Genomic DNA, 24,632 nt, shown 5'->3' with positions numbered 1-24,632 from the left:
TGGGTTGAAATGGGTGCGTCAGAATCGTTGTTCGAGGCGCAGTCCGACCGTGGGCACCCTGCTCCGGTCGGTGAAACGGAGCGCCCCGCCATCGGCTGCGAAGAATTCTTCCCGGCTGCGCAGCGATGTGCTGCCCAGGTTGTCCAGGTTCAGCCGCAGCTTGAGCGCCGGACTGAACGTCCAGGCGCCGTCCATGCTCAGGTCGACGCGCCGATCGTGGTAAGTGCGCCGCGCAAGGCTGGTACGGATCCAGCCCGCGGGCGTCGTGTTCAGGTCGACGTTGACTTTCAGCGGTACGCTGTTCAAGGCGTAGCCGCCGCCCAGCTTGGCCGTCCAGGGCGACTGGTTCGCGATGCGGTTGTCCGGGCCGGGCACGGTCGAAATACGGGAACGCGCCACCGTGAGCGCGCCGCGCAGTTCGAGCTTGGGCGCGCCCGCCCAGAGGTCGGTGGCCAGCATCTGCAGCTCCACGCTGGCGCCGAGGCTGCGCGCCGTGCCGAGGTTTTCCGGACGCAGGACGTAGCGCGGGGCCTGCGCCCAGGGCACGTCCAGCAGCACCAGGTCGGTGCCGATGGCGTCCGTGATCCGGCGCGCGAACAGTTCGACCGTGACGACGGTATCGCCGGCGATATAGCGCTCGAGCGCCAGGTTCAGGCCCAGCGCTTTTTCGGGTTGCAGGTTCGGGTTACCCGTGCGGTCGGCAAAGGCCGCGCTGTTGGCGCCGCACAAGGTCGTGCTCGCGCATGGCGCCAGGGGATTGATCTCGGGCCGCAGCGTCAGCTGATCGCTGAAGGGCGCGTTGAAGGTGCGCGCTACACCAAGGCGCACCTGATGCTTCGACGCCGGGTCGGGCCGCCAGCTCAGGTTGGCGGACGGCGACAGGATCGAGTGCGCGGACGTGCTGCGCAACGCCCCTTCACGGATGCGCGCCTTGCGGGTTTCGAAGGTGACGCCCGCATTCGCGCCCAGGGTCGTCGTCAACTGCGCCGTATCCTGAATGTAGACGTTGAGCCTGCGGTCAGTAATCGCCCTGTCGGCGCCGAGCCGGGCCAGGCTCGGGTCTGGCGCACCATCGACGAGGCTCTCGAAACGCGTGTCCTCGGTATTGCGGCCGACCGTCGTGCCCAGCTTGACCGTATGCTGCGCGCCGACTTTGGTCGTGTAGTCGGCCTTGAGGAAATCGGCGCTGCGCTCGGATCGTTCGTCGCGTGCGCGGCGCTCCACGTTGGACGCGAACGCGTCCGTCCGGTCGACATCCCGGCGCACGGAGAAGCGCGTCGGCGACAGCGACAAGGCCACGGTCGAACGATCGGCAAACACCTTGTTCCATCGAAGCGGCATGGAGATCGAGCGGAAGGGACTGCGCGCGGATTGCGTCGATCGCAAGGCGCCGGTATGCGGTGGAATCCAGGCGTGGTCGTTGTGGCTGTCGACGTCGATATCGAGGGCCATGAAGCCGGGTTCGATACTGAGCTTGTCGGTTGAGGTGGCCTGCCAGGTGAGCGTCGCGCCGCCGCTCACTCGGGCGCTATCGTTATCGATACCGGCCTTACCACGTTCGCGCAGCCTGGCCATGCGGCCCGCCTCGATATCGAACAGCGTCGATTTTTCCTCTGAGAGTTGATGGGTCTTGCCGGCGGAGAGCTGCAGTGCATAGCTGATCGGCGAACCGTCCGTCGAACGGTTGGTCGACCAGGCGACACTCGCCCCGCCATCGCGTTCGCCGCCGCTCAATCCAGTGCGCAGCTGAGTATTGCTGCGGCGCGTGATCTTGCGCGAGACGATATTGATGGTGCCGGCGCTGCCATACGGCCCGAATTCAGCCAGCGCGGATTTGACTATTTCAATACGCTCGATATGGACGACGTCGGTATCAAGCGGATTTTTGCCTGCTACCGGCGCGACGCCGTCGATCAGGATTTGCGTATAGCCTGGCATCCCCATCAGGCCGAGACGGCCATTCGAAGAGACGGTAATCGAGGGTTGGCGCTTCAGCAGTTCGTGGACGGTGGCGACGCCGCTTTCCTCGATCGCCTTGCGTCCGACGACGATTTTCCCGGCTATCGACTCACGCCGCGCGTCGAGGTCGGAAACGCTGCCGCTGACCGTCACCTGCGCCGGAGCATTCGGCTTGTCGGTGGAAACGGCTGCAATTGTTGAAGCGTCGTTCTTTTGCGCGCCGTGCGCGTCGTAATGAAAAAGAAGTCCTGCCGTGATGACGACGATTGCGCTGCTTCTATTACTGCTCACCAAACATCCTGCGTCAATTTGTTGTTATAAATAAACGTTTATATTAGACAATAATAAATATTAATTCAATGAATTAATAGATAAATATGGCTAATGTAGGGTGGTGCTGAAGATCTAGAACCAAGCGTAAAAGCGCAGCACCAGCGGCACCAGCCAGGGCGCCAGCAAGGCGGTCAACACGCCATTCAGCCCCATGCCGAGACCGGCGAAAGCACCCATCTCGGCGCTGACCTGGAAAGCGCGCGCCGTGCCGATGCCGTGCGAAGCCACACCCAGGGCGAAGCCGCGTGCGGCGGGAGAGTCGATGCGCAAGGCGTTGAAGAGAAAACGCGCCGTGACGGCGCCGAAGATGCCGGTGCCGATCACCAGCACGGCCGTCAGGGCCGGCGCGCCGGCCAGGCGCTCGGCCACCGCCATCGCGATCGGCGTGGTCGCCGACTTCGGCCCGACCGTGCGCGCCAGCTCGGCCGAGCCGCCCAGCAGCAGTACGACGGCGACGGCCGAGACGATCGCCGTCACGCATCCCGTCAGCAGGGCCGCCAGCAGCGGCAGGAAAGCGCGCCGCATGCGCGGCAGCTGGCGCGCCAGCGGCACCGCCAGCGCCACGGTGGCCGGGCCGAGCAGGAAGTGGACGAACTGGGCGCCCGCGAAATACCGTTCATACGACATGCCGCTGGCGAGCAGCGCCAGGCTGACGAGGAGGATCGCGATCGCCACCGGATTGGCCAGCGGAGAATAGCCGCAGCGTGCATAGACGCCCTGCGCCGCGACATAGGTGCACAGGGTAATGGTCAGCCCGAGCAGGGGCGAGGCGGAGAGATAGACCCAGAAGTGGCTCAGCCCGGCAAAATCAGGCATCGCCCTCTCCTTCCGGCTTCATCCCGCGCAGCACGAGGGCCGTGACGGCCAGCGTGAGCATCGTGCTGACGACCAGCGAAGCGATGATCGCCAACCAGTGGCCACTGCCGCTGCCGGCCGCGGCGACGATGCCGACGCCGGCGGGGACGAAGAGCAGTGACAGATGGCGCAGCAGTTCGTTGGCGGCGGCTTCGCTGCGCGTTTGCAGCGCGGGCCAGACCAGCAGGGAGACGAACAGAAGGATCATGCCGGCGACGGGGCCGGGTACCGGCAGGCCGAGCAGGAAGACGGCGCCTTCGCCGAGGCATTGGAAAAGCAGCAGGATGGCGAATGCGGGGAGCATGGCGGCCTTGTCCTCGAAGTGACGCTGCCGTGCACGCGAAGGCGACACGGGTTCCCTTCGATCTTACGCCACTTCGGCTCCCGGCCGAGCACGCCCGCCTGGGAAGCGGGCGCTGGAGGTGTTACTGCGCGCGGGCGCGCCGAGCAAGGTTCTCGACCACGGCCGGGCTGAGCGAATCGGCATTGCCGACCAGGCGGTACAGTCGCCAGACGTCGGCGCTCTGGGTTATGGCGGCGGCGATGGCGGTTGCGGCCGAGCGCAGTTTGGCGGATAACGGAAGCGATTTGGTCGACATGATGGTTTCTCTCTGAAGTTGTTACCTTACAGTATGGACTTCTTCAGATAGAAATCAAATTGCGATCCATGATGATAGTCATTCACAAAACACATGACGTCCATTTCCATGTGCCAAGCGATAGCTCAGCTCTAAATAAATGGCCAGCTCAGCTTGCGCTTGACGTGCAACACCGAACGCGCCGCGACATAGGCAATCGCGAAACCAAAGGCAAGCAGGCTGCGCAGGTCGTGCAGGACGGCCAGCCAGACGCCGCCGACGGTGGCGACGGCGACCAGCACCATCAGAGCCAGTTCGATGCTGAGGAAAAATGTAGCGGCATTGCGCCAGATGCGCAGCGCGAGAGCACGCGCGTCGCGGAAGATGTGGATGTCGTGACCCATGGTCGATTCGCTAAGATGGTGAAGACCCAGAAATGCAAAAATCGCCAACGAGTGGCGATTTCGGCTGTGTTCTGGAGGCGAGGACGGGAGTCGAACCCGTCTAGACGGCTTTGCAGGCCGCTGCATAACCGCTTTGCTACCTCGCCAGTAGGTATAATACGACTGCTGAGCTGGACGGTTATGATCCACATCAACAGGAGAAGGGAAATGTCTTCTCTGAATTCTGGAGCGGGAGAAGAGTCTCGAACTCTCGACCTCAACCTTGGCAAGGTTGCGCTCTACCAACTGAGCTACTCCCGCTTAGGAGTTACTGCTATGACACGCCTTATGGAGCGGGAGAAGAGTCTCGAACTCTCGACCTCAACCTTGGCAAGGTTGCGCTCTACCAACTGAGCTACTCCCGCACGGAGTGTGTTTCTATCCTTACTACTGCTGCTCCAAACTGGAGCGGGAGAAGAGTCTCGAACTCTCGACCTCAACCTTGGCAAGGTTGCGCTCTACCAACTGAGCTACTCCCGCATGCTTGAAACATCGATTATCTCAGAATTTGTTGCGATTTCCAAGACAACCCGTACTGCGCATTGCCACTGACATCTATGAACGTTTGGAGCGGGAGAAGAGTCTCGAACTCTCGACCTCAACCTTGGCAAGGTTGCGCTCTACCAACTGAGCTACTCCCGCTTTGTCGTTCGTTTGTTGCGATGTCGTCACAACAGGCAAGCATTATAGATGATCTGATCCGTACGTCAAGGATGACAGAGAATTAATCTTACAAATTCCCGCCTTTTTCCTTTATCACTGGCCAGGCGCGGCGCAGGTAGTAGAACATCGACCATACCGTCAGCACACCCGCCACCCACAACAGCAGCTCGCCCCAGAAGTGAATGTCGATGCCGAAGATGCTGTCATGGAACAGCAGCATCGGGATCGCGGCCATCTGGGCGGCGGTCTTGACCTTCCCCAGCGAGCTGACGGCGACCGACTTGCGCGCGCCGATTTCGGCCATCCATTCGCGCAGGGCGGAAATAGTGATTTCGCGGCCGATGATGATGAAGGCGATGACGGCGTCCACGCGCTGCAGCTGGATCAGGATCAGGAGTGCGCCGGCGACCATCAGCTTGTCGGCGACCGGATCGAGGAAGGCGCCGAAGGCCGAGGTCTGGTTCCAGCGCCGCGCCAGGAAGCCGTCGAACCAATCGGTGACGGCGGCAATGATGAAGACGAGGGTCGCCGCCAGGTTCTGGTCGGCATGCGGCAGCCACTGTTCGGGAAGGTAGTACACGCCGACAACGAGAGGAATGAGTGCTACACGTAACCAGGTCAGGAGAATCGGGATGTTGAAAGGCATAAGGGCGTGATCTGGCTTACCGTTGAAAAATGCGTGCGCCGCTAGTCTACATGGGTATTGCTTTTTAAACTAGGTGAGCTCAACGGTGGGGATCACGCATGCGAAGTCCGGGTCAGGCCGCGACGACGCCGTGCCCGGCCGGCACTGGCATCATCCATTGTTCAGTACAGCTGGCGCTTAGTGGAGCTGGCGCTTAGTGCAGCTGGCGCTTAGTGCAGCTGGCGATATATCTCTTCCGCCAGCGCGGTCGAGATGCCTTCCACGCTGCACAGATCTTCGACGCTGGCGTCGACCACCCCGCGCAGGCCGCCGAAGCGCGCAAGCAGGCGCTGGCGGCGCTTGGCGCCGATGCCCTCGATCTCTTCCAGGCGCGAGGCCTGGCGCGTCTTGGCGCGCTTGGCGCGCATGCCGGTGATGGCGAAGCGGTGCGCCTCGTCACGGATCAGGGCGACGAGCATCAGCGCGGCCGATTCCTTGCCCAGCTCCTGCGGCGCGCGGCCGTCGGCGAAGATCAGCGTCTCGAGGCCAACGCGCCTGCCCTCGCCTTTCGCCACGCCGACGATCTGGCCGATGTCCAGGCCCAGCTCGGAGAACACCTGGCGCGCCATCTCGACCTGCCCCTTGCCGCCATCGACCAGCACGATGTCGGGCATGACGCCCTCGCCGCCCGCGACCTTTTCGTAGCGTCGCATGAGCACCTGGCGCATGGCCGCGTAATCGTCTCCCGGCGTGATGCCGTTGATGTTGTAGCGGCGGTATTCCGAGTTCTGCATCGCGTGGTGGTGGAAGACCACGCAGGATGCCTGCGTGGCTTCGCCCGCCGTGTGGCTGATGTCGAAGCATTCGATACGCAGGCTGTCGAGATCCGACGCGTCCAGCGACAGGGCCTCGGCCAGCGCGCGCGTACGCGACTGCTGCGACCCTTGTTCAGACAGCAGGCGGGCCAGGGAGATCTCGGCGCCCTTTTGAGCGAGCTCAAGCCACTGGCGGCGCTGGCCCTGGGGCTGGAAGATCAGGTTGATCCGGTGCCCGCACTGCTCGATCAGGGCCACCATCAGTTCCGGCTGGTCGAACTCGATGTTCAGGATCAGGGTGCCGGGAATGAATTTGTCGGTGTAATGCTGTACCAGGAAGGCGGCCAGCACTTCGCATTCGATCGAGAGCTCGGCGATCGCCTCGTTCACCTGGGTCGGGAAATAGGCGCGGTCGCCCAGATGGCGTCCGCCGCGCACCATGGCGAGATTGACGCAGGCGCGTCCGCCCTGCACCACCACGGCGATGATGTCGACGTCGGCGTCGCCGGTCGTCTCCATGCTTTGCTGGTGGAGCACACGCGAGAGCGACTGGATCTGGTTGCGCACGCCGGCGGCCTGCTCGAACATCAGCTTTTCGGCAAAGCCCTGCATCTTGCCTTGCAGGTCTTCCATGACCTCGGTCTGGCGCCCGCGCAGGAACTTCGCGGCGTTCTCGACGTCCACCTTGTACTCATCCTTGTCGATGAGGTTGACGCAGGGCCCGCTGCAGCGGCCGATCTGGTGCAGCAGGCAGGGGCGCGTGCGGTTGGCAAACACGCTGTCCTCGCAGGTGCGCAGCATGAAGACCTTTTGCAGGATCTGCATCGACTCCTTCACCGCCCAGGCGCTCGGGAAGGGGCCGAAGTACTGGTTCTTGCGATCGAGGGCGCCGCGATAATACGCCATGCGCGGGAAGTCACCACCCGTGATCTTCAGGTAGGGATAGCTTTTGTCGTCGCGGAACAGGATGTTGTAGCGTGGCTTGAGCGCCTTGATCAGGTTGTTTTCCAGGATCAGGGCTTCGGCTTCGCTGTGCGTGACCGTCGTTTCCAGGTGCGCGATCTGGCCCACCATCATCGCAATGCGCGGGCTCGACAGGTTCTTCTGGAAATAGCTCGACACGCGGTTCTTCAGGTTGCGCGCCTTGCCGACATAGAGCACGTTCCCGTTGGCGTCGAAATAGCGGTACACGCCCGGCAGCCCGGGCAGCTTGGCGACCGTCGCCAGCACCTGCTCGCGCGCGGTGGCGCTGGGCTGGACGGGGCCGGCGGCGTCTTCCTTCAGGGTCGCCGTCAGCTCTTCCTTCATGACCTGCCAGGTATCGGGACGGGCGCGCGGCGTCGGCGTGGCGTCGGCCTTGGCGCCGCGGCCGCGCTTGGGCTTGTCCTCGACGGGATGGGGCGCGGGCATGGCCGCTCCGCCCGCCGCCACGTAGGCGACCGGTGCTTCCGCCACATGGTCGGGCGAGGTGTCGGCTGGCGCCGGTTGCTCCGGCAGTTCGGGGGATTGCACTTCCTTGGTCACTGAGAGTTCGCTTGCCTAATGGTTGCTTACGGTGCCGCCGCGTCCTGCGTCACGATCACGAAGGCGACGCCATAGTCGGCCTCGTCGCTGATCGTCACCTGGGCGGCCAGTCTGTTCTGCTGCATGAATTCCTCGAGCGCGCCGCTGCAGACGATGACCGGCTTGCCGCTCGGGGCGTTGAGCATCTGGGCCGAACGCCAGGTCATGGGCATGCGCATGCCCAGGCCGATGGCTTTCGAAAACGCTTCCTTGGCCGAGAAGCGCGTGGCCAGGAAACGCAGGCCGCGCACTTCGCTGCGCGCGCGCCGCGCATGGTATTTCTCGAGTTCCTGCGGGCCCAGGATCTTTTCGGCGAAACGCGGGCCGCTGCGTGCGAGGGCCGCCTCGACACGCGAGATCTGGACGATATCGGTGCCGATGCCGTAGATCATTTTGCCCCCAGGGTCACGCCGAGGCGCGCCGCGACCATGATCGCCTTCATTTCGCGCACGGCGTTTTCCCAGCCGGCAAACAGCGCATGCGCCACGATCGCGTGGCCGATGTTCAGCTCGGCAATCTCGCGGATCGCGGCCACCGGCTGCACGTTCGTGTAGTGCAGGCCGTGGCCGGCGTTCACGACCAGCCCGTTGCGCACCCCGGCCAGCGCGCCGGCGCGGATGCGTTCCAGTTCGCGCGCCGCTTCCTCGCCCTCGGCTTCGGCATAGCGGCCCGTGTGCAGCTCGATCACGGTGGCGCCGGCCTGGGCCGCGGCGGCGATCTGCCCTTCGTCGGCATCGATGAAGAGCGAGACGCGGATGCCCTCGCCTTTCAGCTGCTTCACGGCCGTCTCGACTTCCTTGTAGTAGCGGATGACGTCGAGGCCGCCTTCGGTCGTGACTTCCTCGCGCCGCTCGGGCACCAGGCACACGTCCTGCGGGCGCACCTGGCAGGCGAAGTCGATCATCTCCTGCGTGACGGCCGCTTCCAGGTTCATGCGCGTGGCCAGTTGCGGGCGCATCGCCAGCACGTCGGCGTCCTTGATGTGGCGCCGGTCTTCGCGCAGGTGCAGCGTGATCAGGTCGGCGCCGGCCTGCTCGGCGAGCAAGGCCGCGCGCAGCGGATCCGGATAAACGGTGCCGCGCGCATTGCGCACGGTGGCGATGTGGTCGATGTTCACGCCCAGGTCGATGACCTGGCCTACGGGTTGCAGGAAGCTCATGGTTGTCTTGTTCTTCGGTTATGTGACTACAGCTGCATCAGGTCGATCAAAATCTGGCGCGTGTTGAGCGGCACGCCGCCCAGGTGGTGCGCCAGCAGGAAGCGCATCAACTGCTTGCTCTGCGCCTGCGTCGCCGGGTCGGCGTAATCCTCGCGCTCCATGTCGAGCAGGGTCTTGCCGGACACCACGGGCCAGACGTCGGACACGCGGGCTTCGCGCGCGCCGCGTTCCGGATCGACCACATAGTCGAGGTTCGCCTCGACCGTCTCGCGCGTCGTCGTCGAGCGTTTTAGATCGGCGGCGACGCCTGTTTCCTTAAGTAAGGCCCGTTCGAACTTTCGCAAGGCAATTTGTGCCGGTTCGTCGTGCGCCAGCTCGTTGAGCGTCGAAATGTAGTGGTCGAACAGCGCGCGGTGCGGGTCGTCGCGCGCCAGCAGTTTCACCAGCAGTTCGTTGAGGTAGAAGCCGCACAGCAAGGCGGTGCGTTCGATGGGGAGCATGCCGCCCACCCATTCGGCATCGATCAGGGTACGCAGTTCCTGCTTGCCGCTCCAGGACACGGACAGCGGCTGGAAGGTCTGCAGCACGCCGCGCAGCTTGGACAGCGGCCGCTTCGCGCCCTTGGCCACGACCGCGATGCGGCCATGGTCGCGCGTGAACAGGTCGACGATGAGGCTCGTCTCCTTGTACGGGTAGCTGTGCAGGACGAAGGCCGGCTGGCCATTGATCCGGGTGTCACGTACAGGGACGCGGCTGCGCCGCGGAGCGGGCGCTTCAGGGGCCCCGGTGGCAGGGGCGAGATCGGGGTCGAGGCTCGTCATGCGGTGGGATCATCCTCCGGCGCTTCGCTCGCGCTTATTCGTAACCGTAGGCGCGCAGGCCCGCTTCGTTGTCCGCCCAGCCCGACTTGACCTTGACCCAGATCTCCAGGTATACAGGGCCGCCGAACAGTTTTTCCATGTCGAGACGCGACTGGGTCGAGATTTCTTTCAAGCGCGCCCCCTTGTTACCGATGATCATCGATTTATGGGTATCGCGCTCGACCAGGATGGCGGCGAAGATGCGGCGCAGGTTGCCTTCTTGCAGGAACTGCTCGATGAGCACTGTGCTCGTGTAGGGCAATTCGTCGCCCAGCAGGCGGAACACTTTTTCGCGCACGATCTCGGCGGCCAGGAATTTCTCGCTGCGGTCGGTGATGTCGTCCGGGCCGAAGACGGGCGGATTTTCTGGCAGGTGGTTGCGGATCTCGCGTTCGAGCGCGTCGACCTGGAAGCGCAGCTTGGCCGAGACCGGGACGATGGCGGTGAAGTCGCGCAGCGCTGCGACCTTCTGGGCGAAGGGCATCAGGGTCGCCTTGTCCTTCATGCGATCGGACTTGTTGATCACCAGGATCACCGGCACGTTCTTCGGCAGCAAATCGAGCACCTGCTGGTCGGCCGGGCCGAAGGTACCGGCCTCGACGATGAAGAGCACGACATCCGACGCCGTCAGCGTATTCGAGACAGTTTTATTCAGCGTTTTGTTCAGTGCGTTCGCATGACGCGTCTGGAATCCTGGCGTATCGACGTAGATAAACTGGGCGTCGTCATGGGTCTGGATGCCGGTGATGCGGTGGCGCGTGGTCTGCGCCTTGCGCGAGGTGATCGACACCTTGGCGCCGATCAGCACGTTCATCAGCGTCGATTTGCCCACGTTCGGGCGGCCGACGATGGCGATGTAGCCGCAACGGAAGCCTTCTGCCGAGGTGCCGTTGCTGATGTCCTTGCGGTCGGCGAAGAAGGCGTTGAGGTCGACTTCCTGGCCGCTCTCGTTGGCGCCGGTCGCTGCGTTGTCGTTCGCGTCCGTGTCCGCGTCGTTATTCGCGTTATGAACGGGATCGATATTTTCGTCGGGATTATTTACGGTATTCATACTTCGCTTATGCCTGATGTCATGCCTGTTTGGTGGGAGCGGACTGCGCGCCTGGCGCATCCTCGCCCTGGATGGTGGCGATACCGGCCAGCTTGAGCTGGGCGGCACGCGGCTTGGCCTTGCGGCTGGCGGCCGGAGTCTTGCGCAGCGCCTGTTCGGCCACTTCCAGCGCCAGGCGGGCAGCGGCCTGTTCGCCGGCACGGCGGCTGCCGCCGCGCCCGAAGACCTGGATATTGAGCTTCGGCACCAGGCATTCGATCTCGAATTCCTGGCTGTGGGCGGCGCCGTGGGTGGCGATCACGTTATAGGTCGGCAAGGAGATCTTGCGGCTTTGCAGGAATTCCTGCAGCAGGGTCTTGGCGTCCTTGCCCAGGGTGCGCGGGTCGACCGTGTCGAGCAGGGGAATATAAAAGGCGCGGATGGCGTCGCGCGCGGCGTCGAAGCCGGCGTCGAGGAAGATCGCGCCCAGCAGGGCCTCGAGGGTGTCGGCCAGGATCGAGGGACGGCGGAAACCGCCCGATTTGAGTTCGCCTTCGCCCAGGCGCAGGAACTGCGACAGTTCCAGCTTCTGGGCGATCTCGTAGAGCGATTGCTGCTTGACGAGGTTGGCGCGCAGGCGCGACAGGTCGCCCTCGTCGAGGTGGCTGAAGCGTTCGTACAGGATCGAGGCCACGACGCAGTTCAGGATCGAGTCGCCGAGGAATTCGAGGCGTTCGTTATGCAGGCTGCTATGGCTGCGATGCGTCAGGGCCTGCTGCAGAAGGCCAGCATCCCGGAACGTGTAACCCAAGCGCGTTTGCAATAACTGAAGATTCATTGTCGATGTATTGTAGTACGGCCGCTGCGAAGGCGGCGCTTCCTGCTCGGTTGGACGGCGCCGGCCGGCGCGCGCCATGGTGATGTGCCCGCTTCCGGCGAGGGGCACCGGGAGCGGTGAGCCGCCCTGCCCCGCTGCTGGAGCGCGGCCGATGCGGATCAGTCCGCGCCGTCCGCCTTGGCCGCCACGACGCCGCTCGGGTCGGTCGTGCCGTCGTAGGTGATGACGAGGGTGGCGCGCTCGGTCAGGGGGATGCGCTTCTCGTAGGCAAAGCTGATCTCGGGGCTGGCGCCGTCGTGGCTGATCACCAGGTCGCGTCCGCGGATCGCCTCGACATCGTTAACTTCGGCAAACTTGTCGAAACTCTGCTGCATCTCGACGATACTGCCGCCGGCTGCCTTGGCGCGTACGATGCCGTCGTGTACGGCGCGGTATTCGAGGAAGGACGGCACGATCTTGATGGCCAGCAGGGCAAAAGCGCCCAGCACCATCAGCACCAGGATCAGCCCGGTGAGCGACATACCGCCCTGCTTGCTGCCCACTACCCGTTTGCGCTCGACCATGTTGGTTTCTCCGGTTTGCACGACGCGTTACTGGATGCCGCCGATGCGCTTCGGATCGCCGAAGTTCATCCACACCAGGAAGGCCTTGCCGACGATATTCCTGTCCGGCACAAAGCCCCAGTAACGGCTGTCCGCGCTGTTGTCGCGGTTGTCGCCCATCATGAAGTAATTGCCTGCCGGGACGGTACAGGTGAATTTATCGTAGGAGTAATCGCAGGCTTCGCGCAGCGGGAAGTTCTCCACGCTATCGAGGTTGAACGAACGCGCCGGTTCCGTGTTTAGGATGCGGTGCTCGCTGCCCGGCAGTTTTTCGATGAACTGCTTGTGGTAGACCGGACGCTCGTCGTCGAGGTAATCGTCCAGCGCCGTGTACTGCACCGGCACGCCATTCACGCTCAGGCGCTTGTTTTCGTAAGTGATCTTGTCACCAGGCACGCCGATGACGCGCTTGATGTAGTCCTGGCTCATGTCCTTCGGATACTTGAAGACCATGACATCGCCGCGCTGCGGGTCGTTGAGGTCGATGATCTTCTTGTTCACGATCGGCAGGCGAATGCCGTAGGTGTACTTGTTCACGAGGATCAGGTCGCCCACCAGCAGGGTCGGCACCATCGAGCTCGACGGGATTTTGAACGGCTCCCACAGGAAGGAGCGCAGGAAGAAGACCGCAGCGATCACGGGGAAGAAGCTGCCCGAATACTCAACCCAAGTCGGCTGGCGCAGGATGTCGGCTTCGATCTCCGCGCGCTTGGCCTGGTTGTCGGGCTTGATACCGTCGGCGGTCAGCTTGCTGCGATGGGCGTCGTAGGCGGCCAGGGCGGCGTCGGCCGCGGCGCGGCGCTGCTTGGACAGAACGAAAACATCCCAAAACCAGATGACGCCCGTGACCACCATGAGCACGAACAAAATGAGCGCAAAATTCCCCAGGATCGTTTGCAGGTTCATTTATCTTCCACTTGAAGGATGGCGAGGAAGGCTTCCTGTGGAATCTCCACCGAACCAACCTGTTTCATGCGTTTCTTACCAGCTTTTTGCTTTTCCAACAGTTTCTTTTTGCGGCTGATGTCGCCGCCGTAGCACTTGGCCAGCACGTTCTTGCGCAGCGCCTTGACGTTCTCGCGCGAGATGATGGTGGCGCCAATCGCCGCCTGGATCGCCACGTCGAACATCTGACGCGGAATCAGTTCGCGCATCTTGGCCGCCACCTGGCGTCCGCGGTACGGCGCATTCGCGCGGTGCACGATGATGGCCAGCGCATCGACCTTCTCGCTGTTGATCAGCATGTCGACTTTCACCACGTCGGCCGAGCGGTTTTCCTTGAACTCGTAGTCCATCGAGGCATAGCCGCGCGAGGTCGACTTCAGACGATCGAAGAAGTCGAGCACGATTTCCGCCATCGGGATTTCGTAGTGCAGCTTGACCTGGCGGCCGTGGTAGGCCATGTCCATCTGGATGCCGCGCTTGGAGGTACATAACGTCATCACCGAGCCGACATATTCCTGAGGCATGTAGAGGTTGACGTCGACGATCGGCTCGCGCACTTCGTTGATCTTCGAGGGCTCCGGCATCTTCGACGGATTGTCGACGCGGATTATGGTACCGTCGCGCATCTCGACTTCGTAGACGACGGTCGGCGCGGTCGTGATCAGATCCATGTCGAACTCGCGCTCGAGGCGTTCCTGCACGATCTCCATGTGCAGCAGGCCGAGGAAGCCGCAGCGGAAGCCGAAGCCCAGCGCCTGCGACACTTCCGGCTCGTACATCAGCGCGGCGTCGTTGAGCTTCAGCTTTTCCAGCGAGTCGCGCAGCGCGTCGTACTGGTTCGCTTCCACCGGGAACAAACCGGCGAACACCTGCGGCTGGACTTCCTTGAAGCCCGGCAGCGGCGCGGGCGCAGGCTTGCTGGCCAGGGTGACGGTATCGCCCACGCGGGCGGCGGTCAGTTCCTTGATGCCGGCGATGATGAAGCCCACCTGGCCGGCCTTCAGTTCCGGCAGTGAGACAGAGCGCGGCGTGAACACCCCGATGTTCTCGACCAGGTTCACGGAACCGGTCGCCATCAAGAGGATCTTGTCCTTCGGACGCAGGGTGCCGTTGACCACGCGCACCAGCATCACGACGCCGACGTACGGGTCGTACCAGGAGTCGACGATCAGCGCCTGCAGCGGTGCATCCGCGTCGCCTTTCGGCGGCGGCACGCGCTTGATCAGGTCTTCCAGCACGTCTTCGACGCCGAGGCCGGTCTTGGCCGAGCAGGTCGTCGCTTCCGAGGCGTCGATGCCGATCACGTCCTCGATTTCCTTCTTGGCGTTGTCCGGGTCGGCGTGCGGCAAGTCGATCTTGTTCAGGATCGGCACCACTTCCACGCCCAGGTCGAGCGCGGTATAGCAGTTGGCGACGGTCTGCGCCTCGACGCCTTGCGACGCGTCGACGACGAGCAGTGCGCCTTCGCAGGCCGACAGCGAGCGCGAGACCTCGTAGCTGAAGTCGACGTGGCCCGGGGTATCGATCAGGTTCAGGTTGTAGACCTGGCCGTCGCGCGCCTTGTATTGCAGGGCAGCGGTCTGCGCCTTGATGGTAATGCCGCGCTCGCGCTCCAGATCCATCGAGTCGAGCACCTGCGCATCCATTTCGCGGTCGGACAAGCCGCCGCAGAGCTGGATGATGCGGTCGGCCAGGGTCGATTTACCGTGGTCGATGTGGGCGATGATGGAGAAGTTACGTATGTTGTTCATTAACAAAGCTCAAAACCAAAAAGGGGCGAAGCCGCCGGGCCGTGCCGGGCGGCGCCGCGAACTGCCGGCGCAATACGAAAAAGGCGCTTCGTGTGGGGCTGTTCTCCCCAGGCGAGCGCCCTCATTCAACCAAGCTCAAGGTGATTGGCCGCTGTGCCGGCAAATGTGCTGGCAACAACGGCTTTTCCAAGCCAGGCATTTTACCGGATTTCAAGGTAGAAAGCCCGGTTTCTGTGGGAGCGGTGGACTTCGCCGCCGAATCGGCCGTAGGGTGAACGGCTTTGCCGTCCACGCGCGATCGTTGCCGGATGCATGCCGGGGAAGGGCCGCCACCGGCGCAACGCTGCCCGGGCAGACGTCTGTCGGTTGAACGCGTGGGCGGCAGAGCCGCCCACCCTGCGTCTATGCCGCCGGTGCGGGCGCGCGCTCGAGGTAACGGCGCACGGCCGCTTCGTCGAGGAAGTAGTGGCACAGCTCGGGTTCGTCGAGCCGGCCGTAGAGCACCGGCACCAGCTCGTCGAAGCGTTCGACCAGGGCCGGATCGGCATCGACGTCGATGACGTCCACCGCGAAGGCCTGCCCCGGCGGCGCCAGCGTCTGCAGCGCCGCCAGCATGTCTTCGCACAAGTGGCAGTAGCTGCGCGAATACAGGGTAAATCGCATCACTTGGCCGGCTTGATGACGAGGTACTGGGTGACGTTTTCGCGCCGCACCAGCACGGCCACGCTCTTCTTCGGATCGAGCTTGGCGGCCAGGGCGTTGAACTGGGTGGCGTCCTTGATCTCGACATTGTCCATCTGCAGGATCAGGTCGCCCGGACGCACCCCGGCGACCGAGGCGCGGCCGGTCGAGGCGTCGACCACGACGCCGCCTTCGAGCTTCAGGCTGCGGCGCTGCTCGGGGCTCAGGTTCGACACGTGCAGGCCGAGCGCGTTCGGCGCCGCACCCGGGGCCGGCTTGTTCGGCTGCGGCTTGGCGACGGCCGCCTTTTCGTCTTCCAGCGCGACGATCGTGACCGGCACGTCGAGCTGGGCGCCGCGGCGCCAGACGGTGACGGTGGCGCGGGTGCCGATCTTGGAGGCGCCGACCAGGCGCGGCAGGTCGCGCGTCGTTTCGATCGGCTGGCCATTGAATTTGAGGATGATGTCGCCGACCTTGATGCCGCCCTTCTCGGCCGGCCCGCCCGCTTCCACCATCGACACCTCGGCGCCGCGCGCCTTGCCGAGACCCAGCGACTCGGCCACGTCGCGCGTGACTTCGCTGATCTGTACTCCCAGGCGTCCACGCGTGACGCGGCCGGTTTTCTTGAGCTGGTCGGCCACGCGCATGACTTCGTCGATCGGTACCGCGAAGGAGATGCCGTTATACGCGCCGGAAAGCGTGGCGATCTGCGAATTGATGCCGATGACTTCGCCGCGCATGTTGATCAGGGGGCCGCCCGAATTGCCGGGGTTGACCGCCACGTCGCTCTGGATTAGCGGCAGGTATTCGCCGGTATCGCGCGACTTGGCCGAGATGATGCCGGCGGTGACGGTATTGTCGAGGTTGAAGGGCGAACCGATCGCGATCACCCATTCGCCGACGCGGATCTTGCTCGAGTCGCCCGTGCGCAGATAAGGCAGGCTGGTGGCGTTCACCTTCAGCAGGGCGACGTCGGAGCGGCGGTCGGAACCGAGCACCTTGGCCTTGAATTCGCGGCGGTCGGTCAGCGTGACCGTGACCTCGTCCGCGCCCTCGACCACGTGGGCATTGGTCAGCACGTAGCCGTCGTCGGAGATGATGAAACCGGAACCGACGCCGCGCTGCACTTCCTGCTCCTCCTGCTGCGGCTGGGGCGAACGGCGGCGCGGGATCGGCTGGCCGAAGAAGCGGCGCAGGAATTCCTGCATCTCCTCTTCGCCCGGCCCGCCCTGCCCCAGGCGCACGCGCTCGGTGGTGCGGATGTTGACGACCGCAGGGCCGGCCTTGTCGATCAGGTCGGAAAAGTCGGGCAGCCCCGTTACCACCGGTGTCGGGACGGGTGCGGCGGCATGCGCCACGGAGGAAACGGACAGGCTGGCGCCCGTCCACAGCAGGGCCGACAGGACTACGCGCGCAAATGTGCTGGTCATGAGAGTCAGGAGGTGAGGACGGGATTGACGTTATGGTAAGCCAAAACCCGGCCTCTTGTCGCGCATGCGGATGAGGGCGCGCGTGGGCGCTGCGGCGGCGGGTGCGGATGCACCCGGGAGGTGGGGCGCGGCGCCGGGCGGGTGGCGCCGGCGCGCTTTCTGGAGACGATGGCGGACTATGCAGCCGCGGCGGTGGACGCGGTGTGGGGTGCGGCGGCCTCGCGCCTCAGGTGGACGGCGTCGACGCCGCCAGCGCAACCGGCTTTGCGTGCTCGAGCTCTCCCGCCGGACGGCGCGCGTGCAGCGGCTCCTCGGCCAGGCGGGCGGAAAGGCGCGCCGCGAAGCCGGGCGAGAGGTCGGCAGACTCTCCCGTGCGCAGCACGTCGCCGATCAGGTGATACACTTCCCACGCTGCTATTCCATCGGCCGTGCGCAAAGCTGCGCAGGCCAGCTCGTGGTCGTCCTTCGGCAACGCGTCGTCGCTCAGGGCGGAAATACGTTCGCGGTTCTTTTTGTTCGTGTCCATCGGTCGTTCCAGTAGCTATGTGATCCAAATAAATGTCCAGGTATCAGGGAACCTGGATTAACCCGTTGCCCCGCTTACCCGGGACACTGGCTTTTTACGCTCACGCTAGCTACCGACGTTTGTCAGCAGGAAAATCAAGCAAGGGCTTCAATTTTTCGGCAATGACTTCGCGGGCGCGAAATATTCTGCTGCGCACTGTGCCAATGGGACAGGCCATCACTTCGGAAATTTCCTCGTAGCTCAAACCCTCAATCTCGCGCAAGACAATCGCCGTCCGCAATTCCAGCGGCAAGGCTTCCATCGCCGCATTTACCGTGTAGGCGATCTGCTTGCTCGCCAGCACCGACTCCGGCGTGTTTATGTCGCGCAAGCTATCCGCATCGTCAAACCCTTCGGCACGTTCCGTATCGGCCTCGGTGGAGGTCGGTGCGCGCCGCCCTTGTGTGACAAGATAATTCTTTGCCGTGTTAATACCGATCCGGTAGAGCCAAGTATAAAACGCCGACTCGCCGCGGAAATGCCGCAAGGCCCGAAACGCTTTAATAAACGTTTCTTGCACAACATCCTCGGCCTCGGCGGGATCATGGACAAGGCGTGACACCAGGCGCATCAGCCTGCGCTGATACTTCGCCACTAACAAGTCGAACGCCTGCCTGTCACCGGCCTGGACGCGTTCGACCAGCAATTGATCACCCTCGCGTTCTGTTGTCACTGACAGGATCCCGTTAGCAGCAGACCGTCACTACATAAGAGTTGGCCTGCTGCAATAAGTTCAAAGTATTTCGAGTGTCGGTGCCGCACGTTCATGGCGCCGCGACAAGCTGCCGATTGCAACGCGCAGAGCCCGGTATTCGGCCGGCGCCAGGCTGTCCCGCAGCACCGGGACGATGCGCCTGTTGCCGGCCTCGTCAAGCAGATGCAGGAGCAGCATCGAGGGCCAGATGAGTGTGGCGGGCAACAGCGTCACGACGGTATCGGCGGACGCCGTCGCTTCGGCTTCCATCTCCTGTTGTACCGTCAGGTGCAGTGTGCCGGTTCCAGATACATCAATCCCGTGCGTCTTTGTCGCGCCCGCCCATCCGTGCAGAGAACAGAGTGCTGCAAGCAGGAAAAAAGCCGCGCAGACGGGTGCGCCGGCGAAGCGCTCGGGCAACAAAATGCCGACAAAAAAAGCCGCGCATAACTGCGCCAGCGCGAACAGCAGCAGCGCTGCGCGCAAGCGGCGTGACGGCGCAACGCGTGCGGACACGGCAATTGACATCGGATGAGGGGGAAGGTAAAACGGAACGCCTGCCGCGCGCGGGGTGCGGCAGGGTCAGGCGCCCGATTCTTTAGACAGAACCAGGCGCGGCAGGTTCATCCGAACGCATGAAAACCTTCATGGCTACGTTGCATCACCGCGCCGTACTTGCGTACTGTCTTCGACGATGCGCCTTGCCCTGAAGGCTTTCAAACGCCCGGCAATTTAAACCTTGGCGAAAACGAGGGTACCGTTGGTACCGCCGAAACCGAACGAGTTCTTCACGGCATAGTCGATCTGCATGTCGCGGGCGGTGTTCGCCACGAAATCGAGATCGCAGGCCGGATCCTGGTTGAACATGTTGATCGTCGGCGGCGACACCTGGTTATGGATCGCCAGCACCGTGAATACCGACTCGAGGCCGCCGGCGCCGCCCAGCAAGTGGCCGGTCATCGACTTGGTCGAGTTGACCACCAGCTTGTGCGCATGGTCGCCGAAGGTGCGCTTGATGCCCTGCACTTCCGCGAGGTCGCCCAGCGGCGTCGAGGTGCCGTGCGCGTTCACATAATGCACCTGGTCGGCGTTGATACCGGCATTCGCCATGGCGGCCACCATGCAACGGCTGGCGCCGCTGCCGTCTTCCATCGGCGCGGTGATGTGGTAGGCGTCCGCGCTCATGCCAAAGCCCAGCAGCTCGGCGTAGATCTTCGCGCCGCGCGCCTTGGCGTGCTCGTACTCTTCCAGCACCATGACACCGGCACCCTCGCCCAGTACGAAGCCGTCGCGGTCGCGGTCCCATGGACGCGAAGCCGTTGCCGGATCTTCATTGCGCGACGACAGCGCGCGTGCCGAGGCGAACCCGCCCAGGCCCAGCGGCGAAATGGTCGACTCGGCGCCGCCGGCGATCATCACGTCGGCATCGCCATATTCGATCAGGCGTCCAGCCGCGCCGATGCAATGCAGGCCGGTGGTGCAGGCCGTGACGATGGCCAGGTTGGGGCCGCGCAGGCCGTATTTGATCGAGAGGTCGCCCGAGATCATGTTGATGATCGAGGCCGGCACGAAGAACGGCGAAATGCGGCGCGGGCCGCGCTTGTCGTACTCGTCCTTCTGCTCTTCGATCCGCGGCAGACCGCCGATGCCCGAACCGACGATCACGCCGATACGGTCGGCATTTTCCTCGGTGACGACGAGACCCGAATCCTGCAGCGCCTCGATACCCGCCGCCATGCCGTAATGGATGAAGGTATCCATGTTACGGGCTTCCTTGGCGGGGATGACATCCTCGATATTGAAGCCTTTGACTTCACCCGCGAAACGGGTCGAAAACGGCGAGGCGTCGAACTTGGTGATGTTGGCAATGCCCGACTTGCCAGCCAGCGCCGCGCTCCACGCTTCGGTAATCGAATTACCGATTGGTGAAACGCAGCCCAGGCCGGTAATGACGACGCGGCGGTTGCGTGAACGGCTCAAGCGATTCTCCCTAAAACTAAGACAGCTTCGGCCCGCTTAGGCCTTAACGTGCGCAGTTGCGTAGTCGATAGCCTGCTTGACGGTGGTGATTTTCTCAGCCTGCTCGTCAGGGATTTCCATTTCGAACTCGTCTTCCAGGGCCATCACCAGTTCGACGGTGTCCAGGGAATCTGCGCCGAGATCGTCAACGAACGACGACTCGATTTTGATGTCGGCTTCTGCAACACCCAGTTGCTCAGCGACGATTTTTTTAACGCGTTGTTCGATATCCGACATGTTATGGCTCCATTAGGTATGTGTTGCGGAAAGTGCGCGCATTTTATCAGGTTTGCGCGCTGAAAAACTATTTTCGGCGTCTGACGCTAATTCGGCCGAAACTCCTGCTAAAAGATGAGATTCTGTCGCGATGTAAAACGGGACGATTCAATCGTACGCCCCGTACGATCGACATCGGCCCATTCCCGCGATTAATTCATGTACATGCCGCCATTCACGTGCAGGGTCGTGCCGGTGACATAGCTGGCAGTCGGGCCGGCCAGGAAAGCCACCGCATGGGCGATGTCTTCCGGCTGGCCGAGGCGGCCCAGCGGAATTTGGGTAAGCAATGCCTCGTGCTGGCCTTCGCCGAGTCCCTTGGTCATGTCGGTATCGATGAAACCGGGCGCGACGCAGTTGACGGTGATGTTGCGGCTGCCGATCTCGCGCGCCAGCGCACGGGTCATGCCGGCCACGCCCGCTTTGGCGGCGGCGTAATTCATTTGGCCCGGGTTGCCGGACGAACCGACGACCGAGGTGATGTTGATGATGCGGCCGTGTTTGGCCTTCATCATGCCGCGCAGCACAGCGCGCGACAGGCGGCCGACGGCCGTCAGGTTGGTCGCGATGACGCTGTCCCACTCCTCGTCCTTCATGCGCATGGCCAGGTTGTCCTGGGTGATGCCGGCGTTATTGACGAGAATGGCGACGGCGCCGAAGCTCTTCTGGATCTCGTCGATGACGGCCGTGCAGTTGGCCGCGTCGGTGACGTTCAGCACCAGGCCCTTGCCGCCAAATTCGGCGAGGTAGTCGGTGATGGCCTGCGCGCCGCTGTCGCTGGTAGCTGTGCCGACGACTTTTGCGCCTTGACGGGCCAGCTCGAGGGCGATGGCCTTGCCGATGCCGCGTGAGGCGCCGGTGACGAGAGCGACTTGGTTTTCCAGATTCATGTGGTTCCTGTTCTATCTAAAACGTCGGGCACGCGCCCTTCTCAGTTGCCTTGCACGGCGGCCAGCACACGTTCGAGCGCGGCCTGGTCCGTCAGCGCTTCGCCGACCAGCACCGGATCGATGCGCTTGGCCATGCCGATCAGGGTCTTGCTCGGCGCGCATTCGATGACCTGGGTGAGGCCCGTGGCGGCCATCTTCTGCATCGTTTCGACCCAGCGCACCGGGCCAGCGGCCTGGCGCACCAGGGCGTCCTTGATCGCGTCCGGATCGTTCTGGATCGCGACATCGACATTGTTAATCAAATCGATGCGCGGCGCATGGAAGGTGAGTGTGGCCATGTAGTCGCGCAGTCGATCCGAGGCCGGTTTCAGCAGCGAGGAGTGGAACGGCGCCGAGACGGACAGCTTCATGGCGCGCTTGGCGCCCTTGGCCTTGGCGATCTCGCAGGCGCGGTCGATCGCGGCAGCGTGGCCGGCGATCACGATCTGGGTCGGCTCGTTGAAATTGACGGCCTCGACGACCTCGCCCTGGGCGGCTTGCGCACACACGGCGTGCACATCGTCGGCGGACAAGCCCAGCACGACGGCCATGCCGCCCTGCCCGACCGGCACCGCGTCCTGCATCGCCTGGGCGCGGAAGCGCACCAGCGGCACCGCGTCCTTGAAGTCGATCACGCCGGCGGCCACCAGGGCCGAGTATTCGCCCAGGCTATGGCCGGCAACGAGCGATGGCGCCGGGCCGCCTGCGGCGATCCAGGCGCGGTAGACAGCCACGGCCGCGGTCAGCATGACGGGCTGGGTATTGGTGGTGAGATCCAGTTCTTCCTTCGGGCCTTCGGCGATCAGCTTGCCGATGTCCATGCCCAGCGCGTCCGAGGCTTCGGCCACGGTCTGCGCGACGACGGCGTTGCCGGCGAAGCCATTGAGCATGCCGACCGCTTGCGCGCCCTGGCCGGTAAACAGGAATGCGAATTTGTTCATTTTCTTCTTCTCCTAAACTGACTTGCGGGGCCCCGGCGGACTTACATGCGCGCCAGGATCGCGCCCCAGGTAAAGCCGCCGCCGACGCCTTCCATCAGGATATTGTCGCCTGCTTTGATGCGGCCGTCGCGCACGGCAAGGTCGAGCGCCAGCGGAATCGAGGCGGCCGAGGTATTGCCATGCTCGTCGACCGTGACGACCATGCGTTCGAGCGGCAGGCCGAGCTTCTTGGCCGTGCTCTTCATGATGCGGATATTCGCCTGGTGCGGAATCAGCCAGTCGACGTCGGACGCCTGCATGCGCGCGGCGCCGAGCACCTCGGCCGCGACCTCTTCCAGCACCGTGACGGCCAGCTTGAACACGGCCTGGCCATCCATGTGCAGGAAGCCGCCGCTGGCGGCGCTGCCGGCCGGGTTCGGCGGAATCGAGAGGATGTCGGCATGGGTGCCGTCGGCGTGCAGCTTCGAGGCCAGGATGCCCGGCTCGTTCGAGGCCGTCATCACCACGGCGCCGGCGCCGTCGCCGAACAGCACGCAGGTGGTGCGGTCTTCGAAATTCAGGATGCGCGAGAACACTTCCGCGCCGATCACCAGCACCGTCTTGTGCATGCCGGCGCGGATAAAGGCGTCGGCGGTCGAGACCGCATACACGAAGCCGCTGCAGACGGCCTGCACGTCGAAGGCGGCGCTGTGGTTGGTCATGCCCAGCTTTTGCTGGACGACACAGGCGGTGCTCGGGAAGCTGCCCTGGAAGTCCGGGGTCGAGCTGGCGACGATCACCATGTCGATGTCGAGCGCCGACTTGCCTGCCATCTCGAGCGCACGCCGCGCCGCCTCGACCGCGAGATCCGACGAATTCTGATCGGCCGCGGCGTAGTGGCGCGCCGAAATGCCGCTGCGCGACACGATCCATTCGTCCGAAGTCTCGATGCCCTTGGCGGCGAGCTCCGCCGCCAGTTCGTCGTTGGTGACCCTGCGCGCCGGCAGGTAGCTGCCGGTGCCGATGATTTTGCTGTAGACAGTCATTACGTCTCCACCCGAGTTTCCGTCGTCAATCAAACCTGGCGCTGTGCGTCAGGGGTTTCCGGCATCAGTTCGGCGATCATCGCCGACAATTGCTCTTGTACATTATATTTCGCTGCGTCGAAAGCGCGGCGGATTGCCCATTCGAAAGCATAGGCGTTGGCGCCGCCATGGCTCTTGAAGACCATGCCCTTCAGGCCCAGCAGGCCGGCGCCATTGTAGCGTTCGGGATTGAGCTTCTTGAGGGCACCGCGCGCGATCAGCGCGCCCAGCATGGACAGCCAGCTTTGCTTGAACACCGTTTTCATGAAGCGCGACAGGCCTTCGATCGCCTTCAGGGTGACGTTGCCGACGAAACCGTCGCAGACGACGACGTCGGTCGTGCCCTTGAAGATATCGTTGCCTTCGACGTTGCCGTAGAAATTCAGGGCGCCGCGCTCGTGGTCGGCGCGCAGCAAGACGGCGGTCTCCTTGACTACCTCGTTGCCCTTGATCTCTTCGGTGCCGACGTTCAGCAGGCCGATGGTAGGCTTGCGCCCTTCCATGGCCGCGAACAGCACGGCGCCCATGATCGCGAACTGGTGCAGGTGATGCGGGCTGCAGTCGACGTTCGCGCCGAGGTCGAGCATGTAGGTCGGGCCGTTCTTCTGGTTCGGCAGGATCGAGCAGATCGCCGGACGGTCGACGCCGGCCATGGTTTTCAGGACATAGCGCGAGACGGCCATCAGGGCGCCGGTATTGCCGGCCGAGACGCACACGTGGGCGCTGCCCTCTTTGACGAGCTCGACCGCGACGCGCATCGAGGAATCCTTCTTGCGGCGCAGCGCGACTTCGATCGGGTCGTCCATCGCAACGACTTCGGAAGCGTGCTTGATCGTCAGGCGCGGATTCGCGTCGGCGTGGTGCTTTTTCAGTTCCGCGCGCACGATGTCCTCCAGGCCGACGAGGATCAGTTCCGCGTCTGGCTGCTGCTTGAGGAAGGCGAGTGCTGCCGGAATGGTAACGGAAGGACCATGGTCTCCGCCCATGCAGTCGATGGATATTTTAATTGTCATC

General features: G+C 63.5%; 27 protein-coding genes and 5 tRNA genes. 1 reads left to right on the top strand and 31 read right to left on the bottom strand.

Features of this window, described 5'->3' with window-relative positions:
• Positions 1-18: 18 nt before the first annotated feature.
• The 20 genes from ASF77_RS02725 to lepA all read right to left on the bottom strand — a co-directional run bounded on the left by ASF77_RS02725 (position 19) and on the right by lepA (position 15,019).
• Positions 19-2,250: a TonB-dependent siderophore receptor gene (locus ASF77_RS02725; RefSeq protein ID WP_156648704.1), complete on the bottom strand. Its 2,232-nt coding sequence runs from the start codon at positions 2,248-2,250 to the stop codon at positions 19-21.
• A 114-nt stretch (positions 2,251-2,364) separates the two neighbouring features.
• Positions 2,365-3,108, bottom strand: coding sequence for an LrgB family protein (locus ASF77_RS02720; protein WP_056334008.1), 744 nt, complete (start codon positions 3,106-3,108; stop codon positions 2,365-2,367).
• Positions 3,101-3,451 carry a CidA/LrgA family protein gene (locus tag ASF77_RS02715; protein ID WP_056336287.1) on the bottom strand — a complete coding sequence of 117 codons (351 nt, stop codon included), beginning with the start codon at positions 3,449-3,451 and terminating at the stop codon, positions 3,101-3,103. Before ASF77_RS02715 ends, ASF77_RS02720 begins: the two co-directional genes overlap by 8 nt.
• 121 nt (positions 3,452-3,572) lie before the next feature.
• The gene (locus ASF77_RS23980; protein WP_156648703.1) at positions 3,573-3,746 is read right to left on the bottom strand and encodes a hypothetical protein; all 174 of its coding nucleotides are present in this window, start codon (positions 3,744-3,746) and stop codon (positions 3,573-3,575) included.
• 131 nt (positions 3,747-3,877) lie between these two features.
• The gene (locus ASF77_RS02710) at positions 3,878-4,129 is read right to left on the bottom strand and encodes a hypothetical protein (RefSeq protein ID WP_056334005.1); all 252 of its coding nucleotides are present in this window, start codon (positions 4,127-4,129) and stop codon (positions 3,878-3,880) included.
• Between the two features lie 72 nt (positions 4,130-4,201).
• A tRNA-Cys gene (locus ASF77_RS02705) sits at positions 4,202-4,275 on the bottom strand.
• Between the two features lie 78 nt (positions 4,276-4,353).
• Positions 4,354-4,429, bottom strand: a tRNA-Gly gene (locus ASF77_RS02700).
• Positions 4,430-4,457: 28 nt separating this feature from the next.
• Positions 4,458-4,533 (bottom strand) — tRNA-Gly (locus ASF77_RS02695).
• Positions 4,534-4,572: 39 nt separating this feature from the next.
• A tRNA-Gly gene (locus ASF77_RS02690) sits at positions 4,573-4,648 on the bottom strand.
• A gap of 86 nt (positions 4,649-4,734) precedes the next feature.
• Positions 4,735-4,810, bottom strand: a tRNA-Gly gene (locus ASF77_RS02685).
• An 88-nt stretch (positions 4,811-4,898) separates the two neighbouring features.
• Positions 4,899-5,477 carry a CDP-diacylglycerol--glycerol-3-phosphate 3-phosphatidyltransferase gene (pgsA, locus tag ASF77_RS02680; protein ID WP_056334001.1) on the bottom strand — a complete coding sequence of 193 codons (579 nt, stop codon included), beginning with the start codon at positions 5,475-5,477 and terminating at the stop codon, positions 4,899-4,901.
• A 209-nt stretch (positions 5,478-5,686) separates the two neighbouring features.
• Positions 5,687-7,795 (bottom strand): excinuclease ABC subunit UvrC, encoded by a 2,109-nt coding sequence (uvrC, locus tag ASF77_RS02675; RefSeq protein WP_229445202.1) that lies wholly within the window; start codon positions 7,793-7,795, stop codon positions 5,687-5,689.
• 26 nt (positions 7,796-7,821) lie between these two features.
• Positions 7,822-8,226, bottom strand: a complete 405-nt coding sequence (gene acpS, locus ASF77_RS02670; RefSeq protein ID WP_056333997.1) for a holo-ACP synthase — start codon at positions 8,224-8,226, stop codon at positions 7,822-7,824.
• Positions 8,223-8,993 (bottom strand): pyridoxine 5'-phosphate synthase, encoded by a 771-nt coding sequence (pdxJ, locus tag ASF77_RS02665; RefSeq protein WP_056333994.1) that lies wholly within the window; start codon positions 8,991-8,993, stop codon positions 8,223-8,225. Before pdxJ ends, acpS begins: the two co-directional genes overlap by 4 nt.
• A gap of 26 nt (positions 8,994-9,019) precedes the next feature.
• The gene (gene recO, locus ASF77_RS02660) at positions 9,020-9,814 is read right to left on the bottom strand and encodes a DNA repair protein RecO (protein ID WP_056333991.1); all 795 of its coding nucleotides are present in this window, start codon (positions 9,812-9,814) and stop codon (positions 9,020-9,022) included.
• Between the two features lie 34 nt (positions 9,815-9,848).
• The gene (gene era, locus ASF77_RS02655; RefSeq protein WP_373961526.1) at positions 9,849-10,904 is read right to left on the bottom strand and encodes a GTPase Era; all 1,056 of its coding nucleotides are present in this window, start codon (positions 10,902-10,904) and stop codon (positions 9,849-9,851) included.
• A 19-nt stretch (positions 10,905-10,923) separates the two neighbouring features.
• Positions 10,924-11,694, bottom strand: a complete 771-nt coding sequence (gene rnc / locus ASF77_RS02650) for a ribonuclease III (RefSeq protein ID WP_229445201.1) — start codon at positions 11,692-11,694, stop codon at positions 10,924-10,926.
• A 185-nt stretch (positions 11,695-11,879) separates the two neighbouring features.
• A complete protein-coding gene (locus tag ASF77_RS02645) occupies positions 11,880-12,305 on the bottom strand; it encodes a DUF4845 domain-containing protein (RefSeq protein ID WP_229445200.1) in 426 nt (141 codons plus the stop codon).
• Between the two features lie 6 nt (positions 12,306-12,311).
• Positions 12,312-13,229 (bottom strand): signal peptidase I, encoded by a 918-nt coding sequence (gene lepB, locus ASF77_RS02640; RefSeq protein WP_056333984.1) that lies wholly within the window; start codon positions 13,227-13,229, stop codon positions 12,312-12,314.
• A complete protein-coding gene (gene lepA, locus ASF77_RS02635) occupies positions 13,226-15,019 on the bottom strand; it encodes a translation elongation factor 4 (RefSeq protein WP_056333981.1) in 1,794 nt (597 codons plus the stop codon). The genes lepB and lepA overlap by 4 nt, the downstream gene beginning before the upstream one ends.
• A gap of 41 nt (positions 15,020-15,060) precedes the next feature.
• Between lepA and ASF77_RS23975 the strand changes: the two genes are divergently transcribed.
• A complete protein-coding gene (locus tag ASF77_RS23975) occupies positions 15,061-15,294 on the top strand; it encodes a hypothetical protein (RefSeq protein ID WP_156648702.1) in 234 nt (77 codons plus the stop codon).
• A gap of 127 nt (positions 15,295-15,421) precedes the next feature.
• On the opposite strand, the gene ASF77_RS02630 is transcribed toward ASF77_RS23975, so the two are convergent.
• The 11 genes from ASF77_RS02630 to plsX form a co-directional block, all read right to left on the bottom strand.
• Positions 15,422-15,682: a glutaredoxin family protein gene (locus ASF77_RS02630; protein WP_056336262.1), complete on the bottom strand. Its 261-nt coding sequence runs from the start codon at positions 15,680-15,682 to the stop codon at positions 15,422-15,424.
• Complete coding sequence (locus ASF77_RS02625) at positions 15,682-17,130, bottom strand: DegQ family serine endoprotease (RefSeq protein ID WP_056333977.1); 1,449 nt, start codon at positions 17,128-17,130, stop codon at positions 15,682-15,684. Before ASF77_RS02625 ends, ASF77_RS02630 begins: the two co-directional genes overlap by 1 nt.
• 226 nt (positions 17,131-17,356) lie before the next feature.
• Positions 17,357-17,656 carry a sigma-E factor negative regulatory protein gene (locus ASF77_RS02620; protein ID WP_056333974.1) on the bottom strand — a complete coding sequence of 100 codons (300 nt, stop codon included), beginning with the start codon at positions 17,654-17,656 and terminating at the stop codon, positions 17,357-17,359.
• 109 nt (positions 17,657-17,765) lie between these two features.
• On the bottom strand, positions 17,766-18,368 hold the full coding sequence (gene rpoE, locus ASF77_RS02615) for an RNA polymerase sigma factor RpoE (RefSeq protein WP_056333972.1): 603 nt from the start codon (positions 18,366-18,368) through the stop codon (positions 17,766-17,768).
• 60 nt (positions 18,369-18,428) lie between these two features.
• Positions 18,429-18,917, bottom strand: a complete 489-nt coding sequence (locus ASF77_RS02610) for a protein YgfX (RefSeq protein ID WP_056333969.1) — start codon at positions 18,915-18,917, stop codon at positions 18,429-18,431.
• A 204-nt stretch (positions 18,918-19,121) separates the two neighbouring features.
• Positions 19,122-20,369 (bottom strand): beta-ketoacyl-ACP synthase II, encoded by a 1,248-nt coding sequence (fabF, locus tag ASF77_RS02605; protein WP_056333966.1) that lies wholly within the window; start codon positions 20,367-20,369, stop codon positions 19,122-19,124.
• Between the two features lie 36 nt (positions 20,370-20,405).
• On the bottom strand, positions 20,406-20,645 hold the full coding sequence (acpP, locus tag ASF77_RS02600) for an acyl carrier protein (protein WP_020653257.1): 240 nt from the start codon (positions 20,643-20,645) through the stop codon (positions 20,406-20,408).
• A 191-nt stretch (positions 20,646-20,836) separates the two neighbouring features.
• Complete coding sequence (gene fabG, locus ASF77_RS02595; RefSeq protein WP_056333963.1) at positions 20,837-21,574, bottom strand: 3-oxoacyl-ACP reductase FabG; 738 nt, start codon at positions 21,572-21,574, stop codon at positions 20,837-20,839.
• A gap of 41 nt (positions 21,575-21,615) precedes the next feature.
• Complete coding sequence (fabD, locus tag ASF77_RS02590) at positions 21,616-22,554, bottom strand: ACP S-malonyltransferase (protein ID WP_056333960.1); 939 nt, start codon at positions 22,552-22,554, stop codon at positions 21,616-21,618.
• A gap of 41 nt (positions 22,555-22,595) precedes the next feature.
• A complete protein-coding gene (locus ASF77_RS02585; protein WP_056333957.1) occupies positions 22,596-23,579 on the bottom strand; it encodes a beta-ketoacyl-ACP synthase III in 984 nt (327 codons plus the stop codon).
• A 29-nt stretch (positions 23,580-23,608) separates the two neighbouring features.
• Positions 23,609-24,631 carry a phosphate acyltransferase PlsX gene (gene plsX / locus ASF77_RS02580; RefSeq protein ID WP_056333954.1) on the bottom strand — a complete coding sequence of 341 codons (1,023 nt, stop codon included), beginning with the start codon at positions 24,629-24,631 and terminating at the stop codon, positions 23,609-23,611.
• Position 24,632: the final 1 nt, after the last annotated feature.

Source organism: Massilia sp. Leaf139, assembly GCF_001424165.1.
Classification (GTDB): domain Bacteria; phylum Pseudomonadota; class Gammaproteobacteria; order Burkholderiales; family Burkholderiaceae_D; genus Telluria.
This window is presented reverse-complemented; position numbering and strand designations above follow the sequence as displayed.

Bases quoted from the DNA above. Each gene is read 5' to 3' on its own strand.
- ASF77_RS02720 (WP_056334008.1), bottom strand. From the start codon at position 3,108: ATGCCTGATTTTGCCGGGCTGAGCCACTTCTGGGTCTATCTCTCCGCC.
- ASF77_RS02715 (WP_056336287.1), bottom strand. From the start codon at position 3,451: ATGCTCCCCGCATTCGCCATCCTGCTGCTTTTCCAATGCCTCGGCGAA.
- ASF77_RS23980 (WP_156648703.1), bottom strand. From the start codon at position 3,746: ATGTCGACCAAATCGCTTCCGTTATCCGCCAAACTGCGCTCGGCCGCA.
- ASF77_RS02710 (WP_056334005.1), bottom strand. From the start codon at position 4,129: ATGGGTCACGACATCCACATCTTCCGCGACGCGCGTGCTCTCGCGCTG.
- pgsA (WP_056334001.1), bottom strand. From the start codon at position 5,477: ATGCCTTTCAACATCCCGATTCTCCTGACCTGGTTACGTGTAGCACTC.
- acpS (WP_056333997.1), bottom strand. From the start codon at position 8,226: ATGATCTACGGCATCGGCACCGATATCGTCCAGATCTCGCGTGTCGAG.
- pdxJ (WP_056333994.1), bottom strand. From the start codon at position 8,993: ATGAGCTTCCTGCAACCCGTAGGCCAGGTCATCGACCTGGGCGTGAAC.
- recO (WP_056333991.1), bottom strand. From the start codon at position 9,814: ATGACGAGCCTCGACCCCGATCTCGCCCCTGCCACCGGGGCCCCTGAA.
- era (WP_373961526.1), bottom strand. From the start codon at position 10,904: ATGAATACCGTAAATAATCCCGACGAAAATATCGATCCCGTTCATAAC.
- lepB (WP_056333984.1), bottom strand. From the start codon at position 13,229: ATGAACCTGCAAACGATCCTGGGGAATTTTGCGCTCATTTTGTTCGTG.
- lepA (WP_056333981.1), bottom strand. From the start codon at position 15,019: ATGAACAACATACGTAACTTCTCCATCATCGCCCACATCGACCACGGT.
- ASF77_RS02630 (WP_056336262.1), bottom strand. From the start codon at position 15,682: ATGCGATTTACCCTGTATTCGCGCAGCTACTGCCACTTGTGCGAAGAC.
- ASF77_RS02625 (WP_056333977.1), bottom strand. From the start codon at position 17,130: ATGACCAGCACATTTGCGCGCGTAGTCCTGTCGGCCCTGCTGTGGACG.
- ASF77_RS02620 (WP_056333974.1), bottom strand. From the start codon at position 17,656: ATGGACACGAACAAAAAGAACCGCGAACGTATTTCCGCCCTGAGCGAC.
- ASF77_RS02610 (WP_056333969.1), bottom strand. From the start codon at position 18,917: ATGTCAATTGCCGTGTCCGCACGCGTTGCGCCGTCACGCCGCTTGCGC.
- acpP (WP_020653257.1), bottom strand. From the start codon at position 20,645: ATGTCGGATATCGAACAACGCGTTAAAAAAATCGTCGCTGAGCAACTG.
- fabG (WP_056333963.1), bottom strand. From the start codon at position 21,574: ATGAATCTGGAAAACCAAGTCGCTCTCGTCACCGGCGCCTCACGCGGC.
- fabD (WP_056333960.1), bottom strand. From the start codon at position 22,554: ATGAACAAATTCGCATTCCTGTTTACCGGCCAGGGCGCGCAAGCGGTC.
- ASF77_RS02585 (WP_056333957.1), bottom strand. From the start codon at position 23,579: ATGACTGTCTACAGCAAAATCATCGGCACCGGCAGCTACCTGCCGGCG.
- plsX (WP_056333954.1), bottom strand. From the start codon at position 24,631: ATGACAATTAAAATATCCATCGACTGCATGGGCGGAGACCATGGTCCT.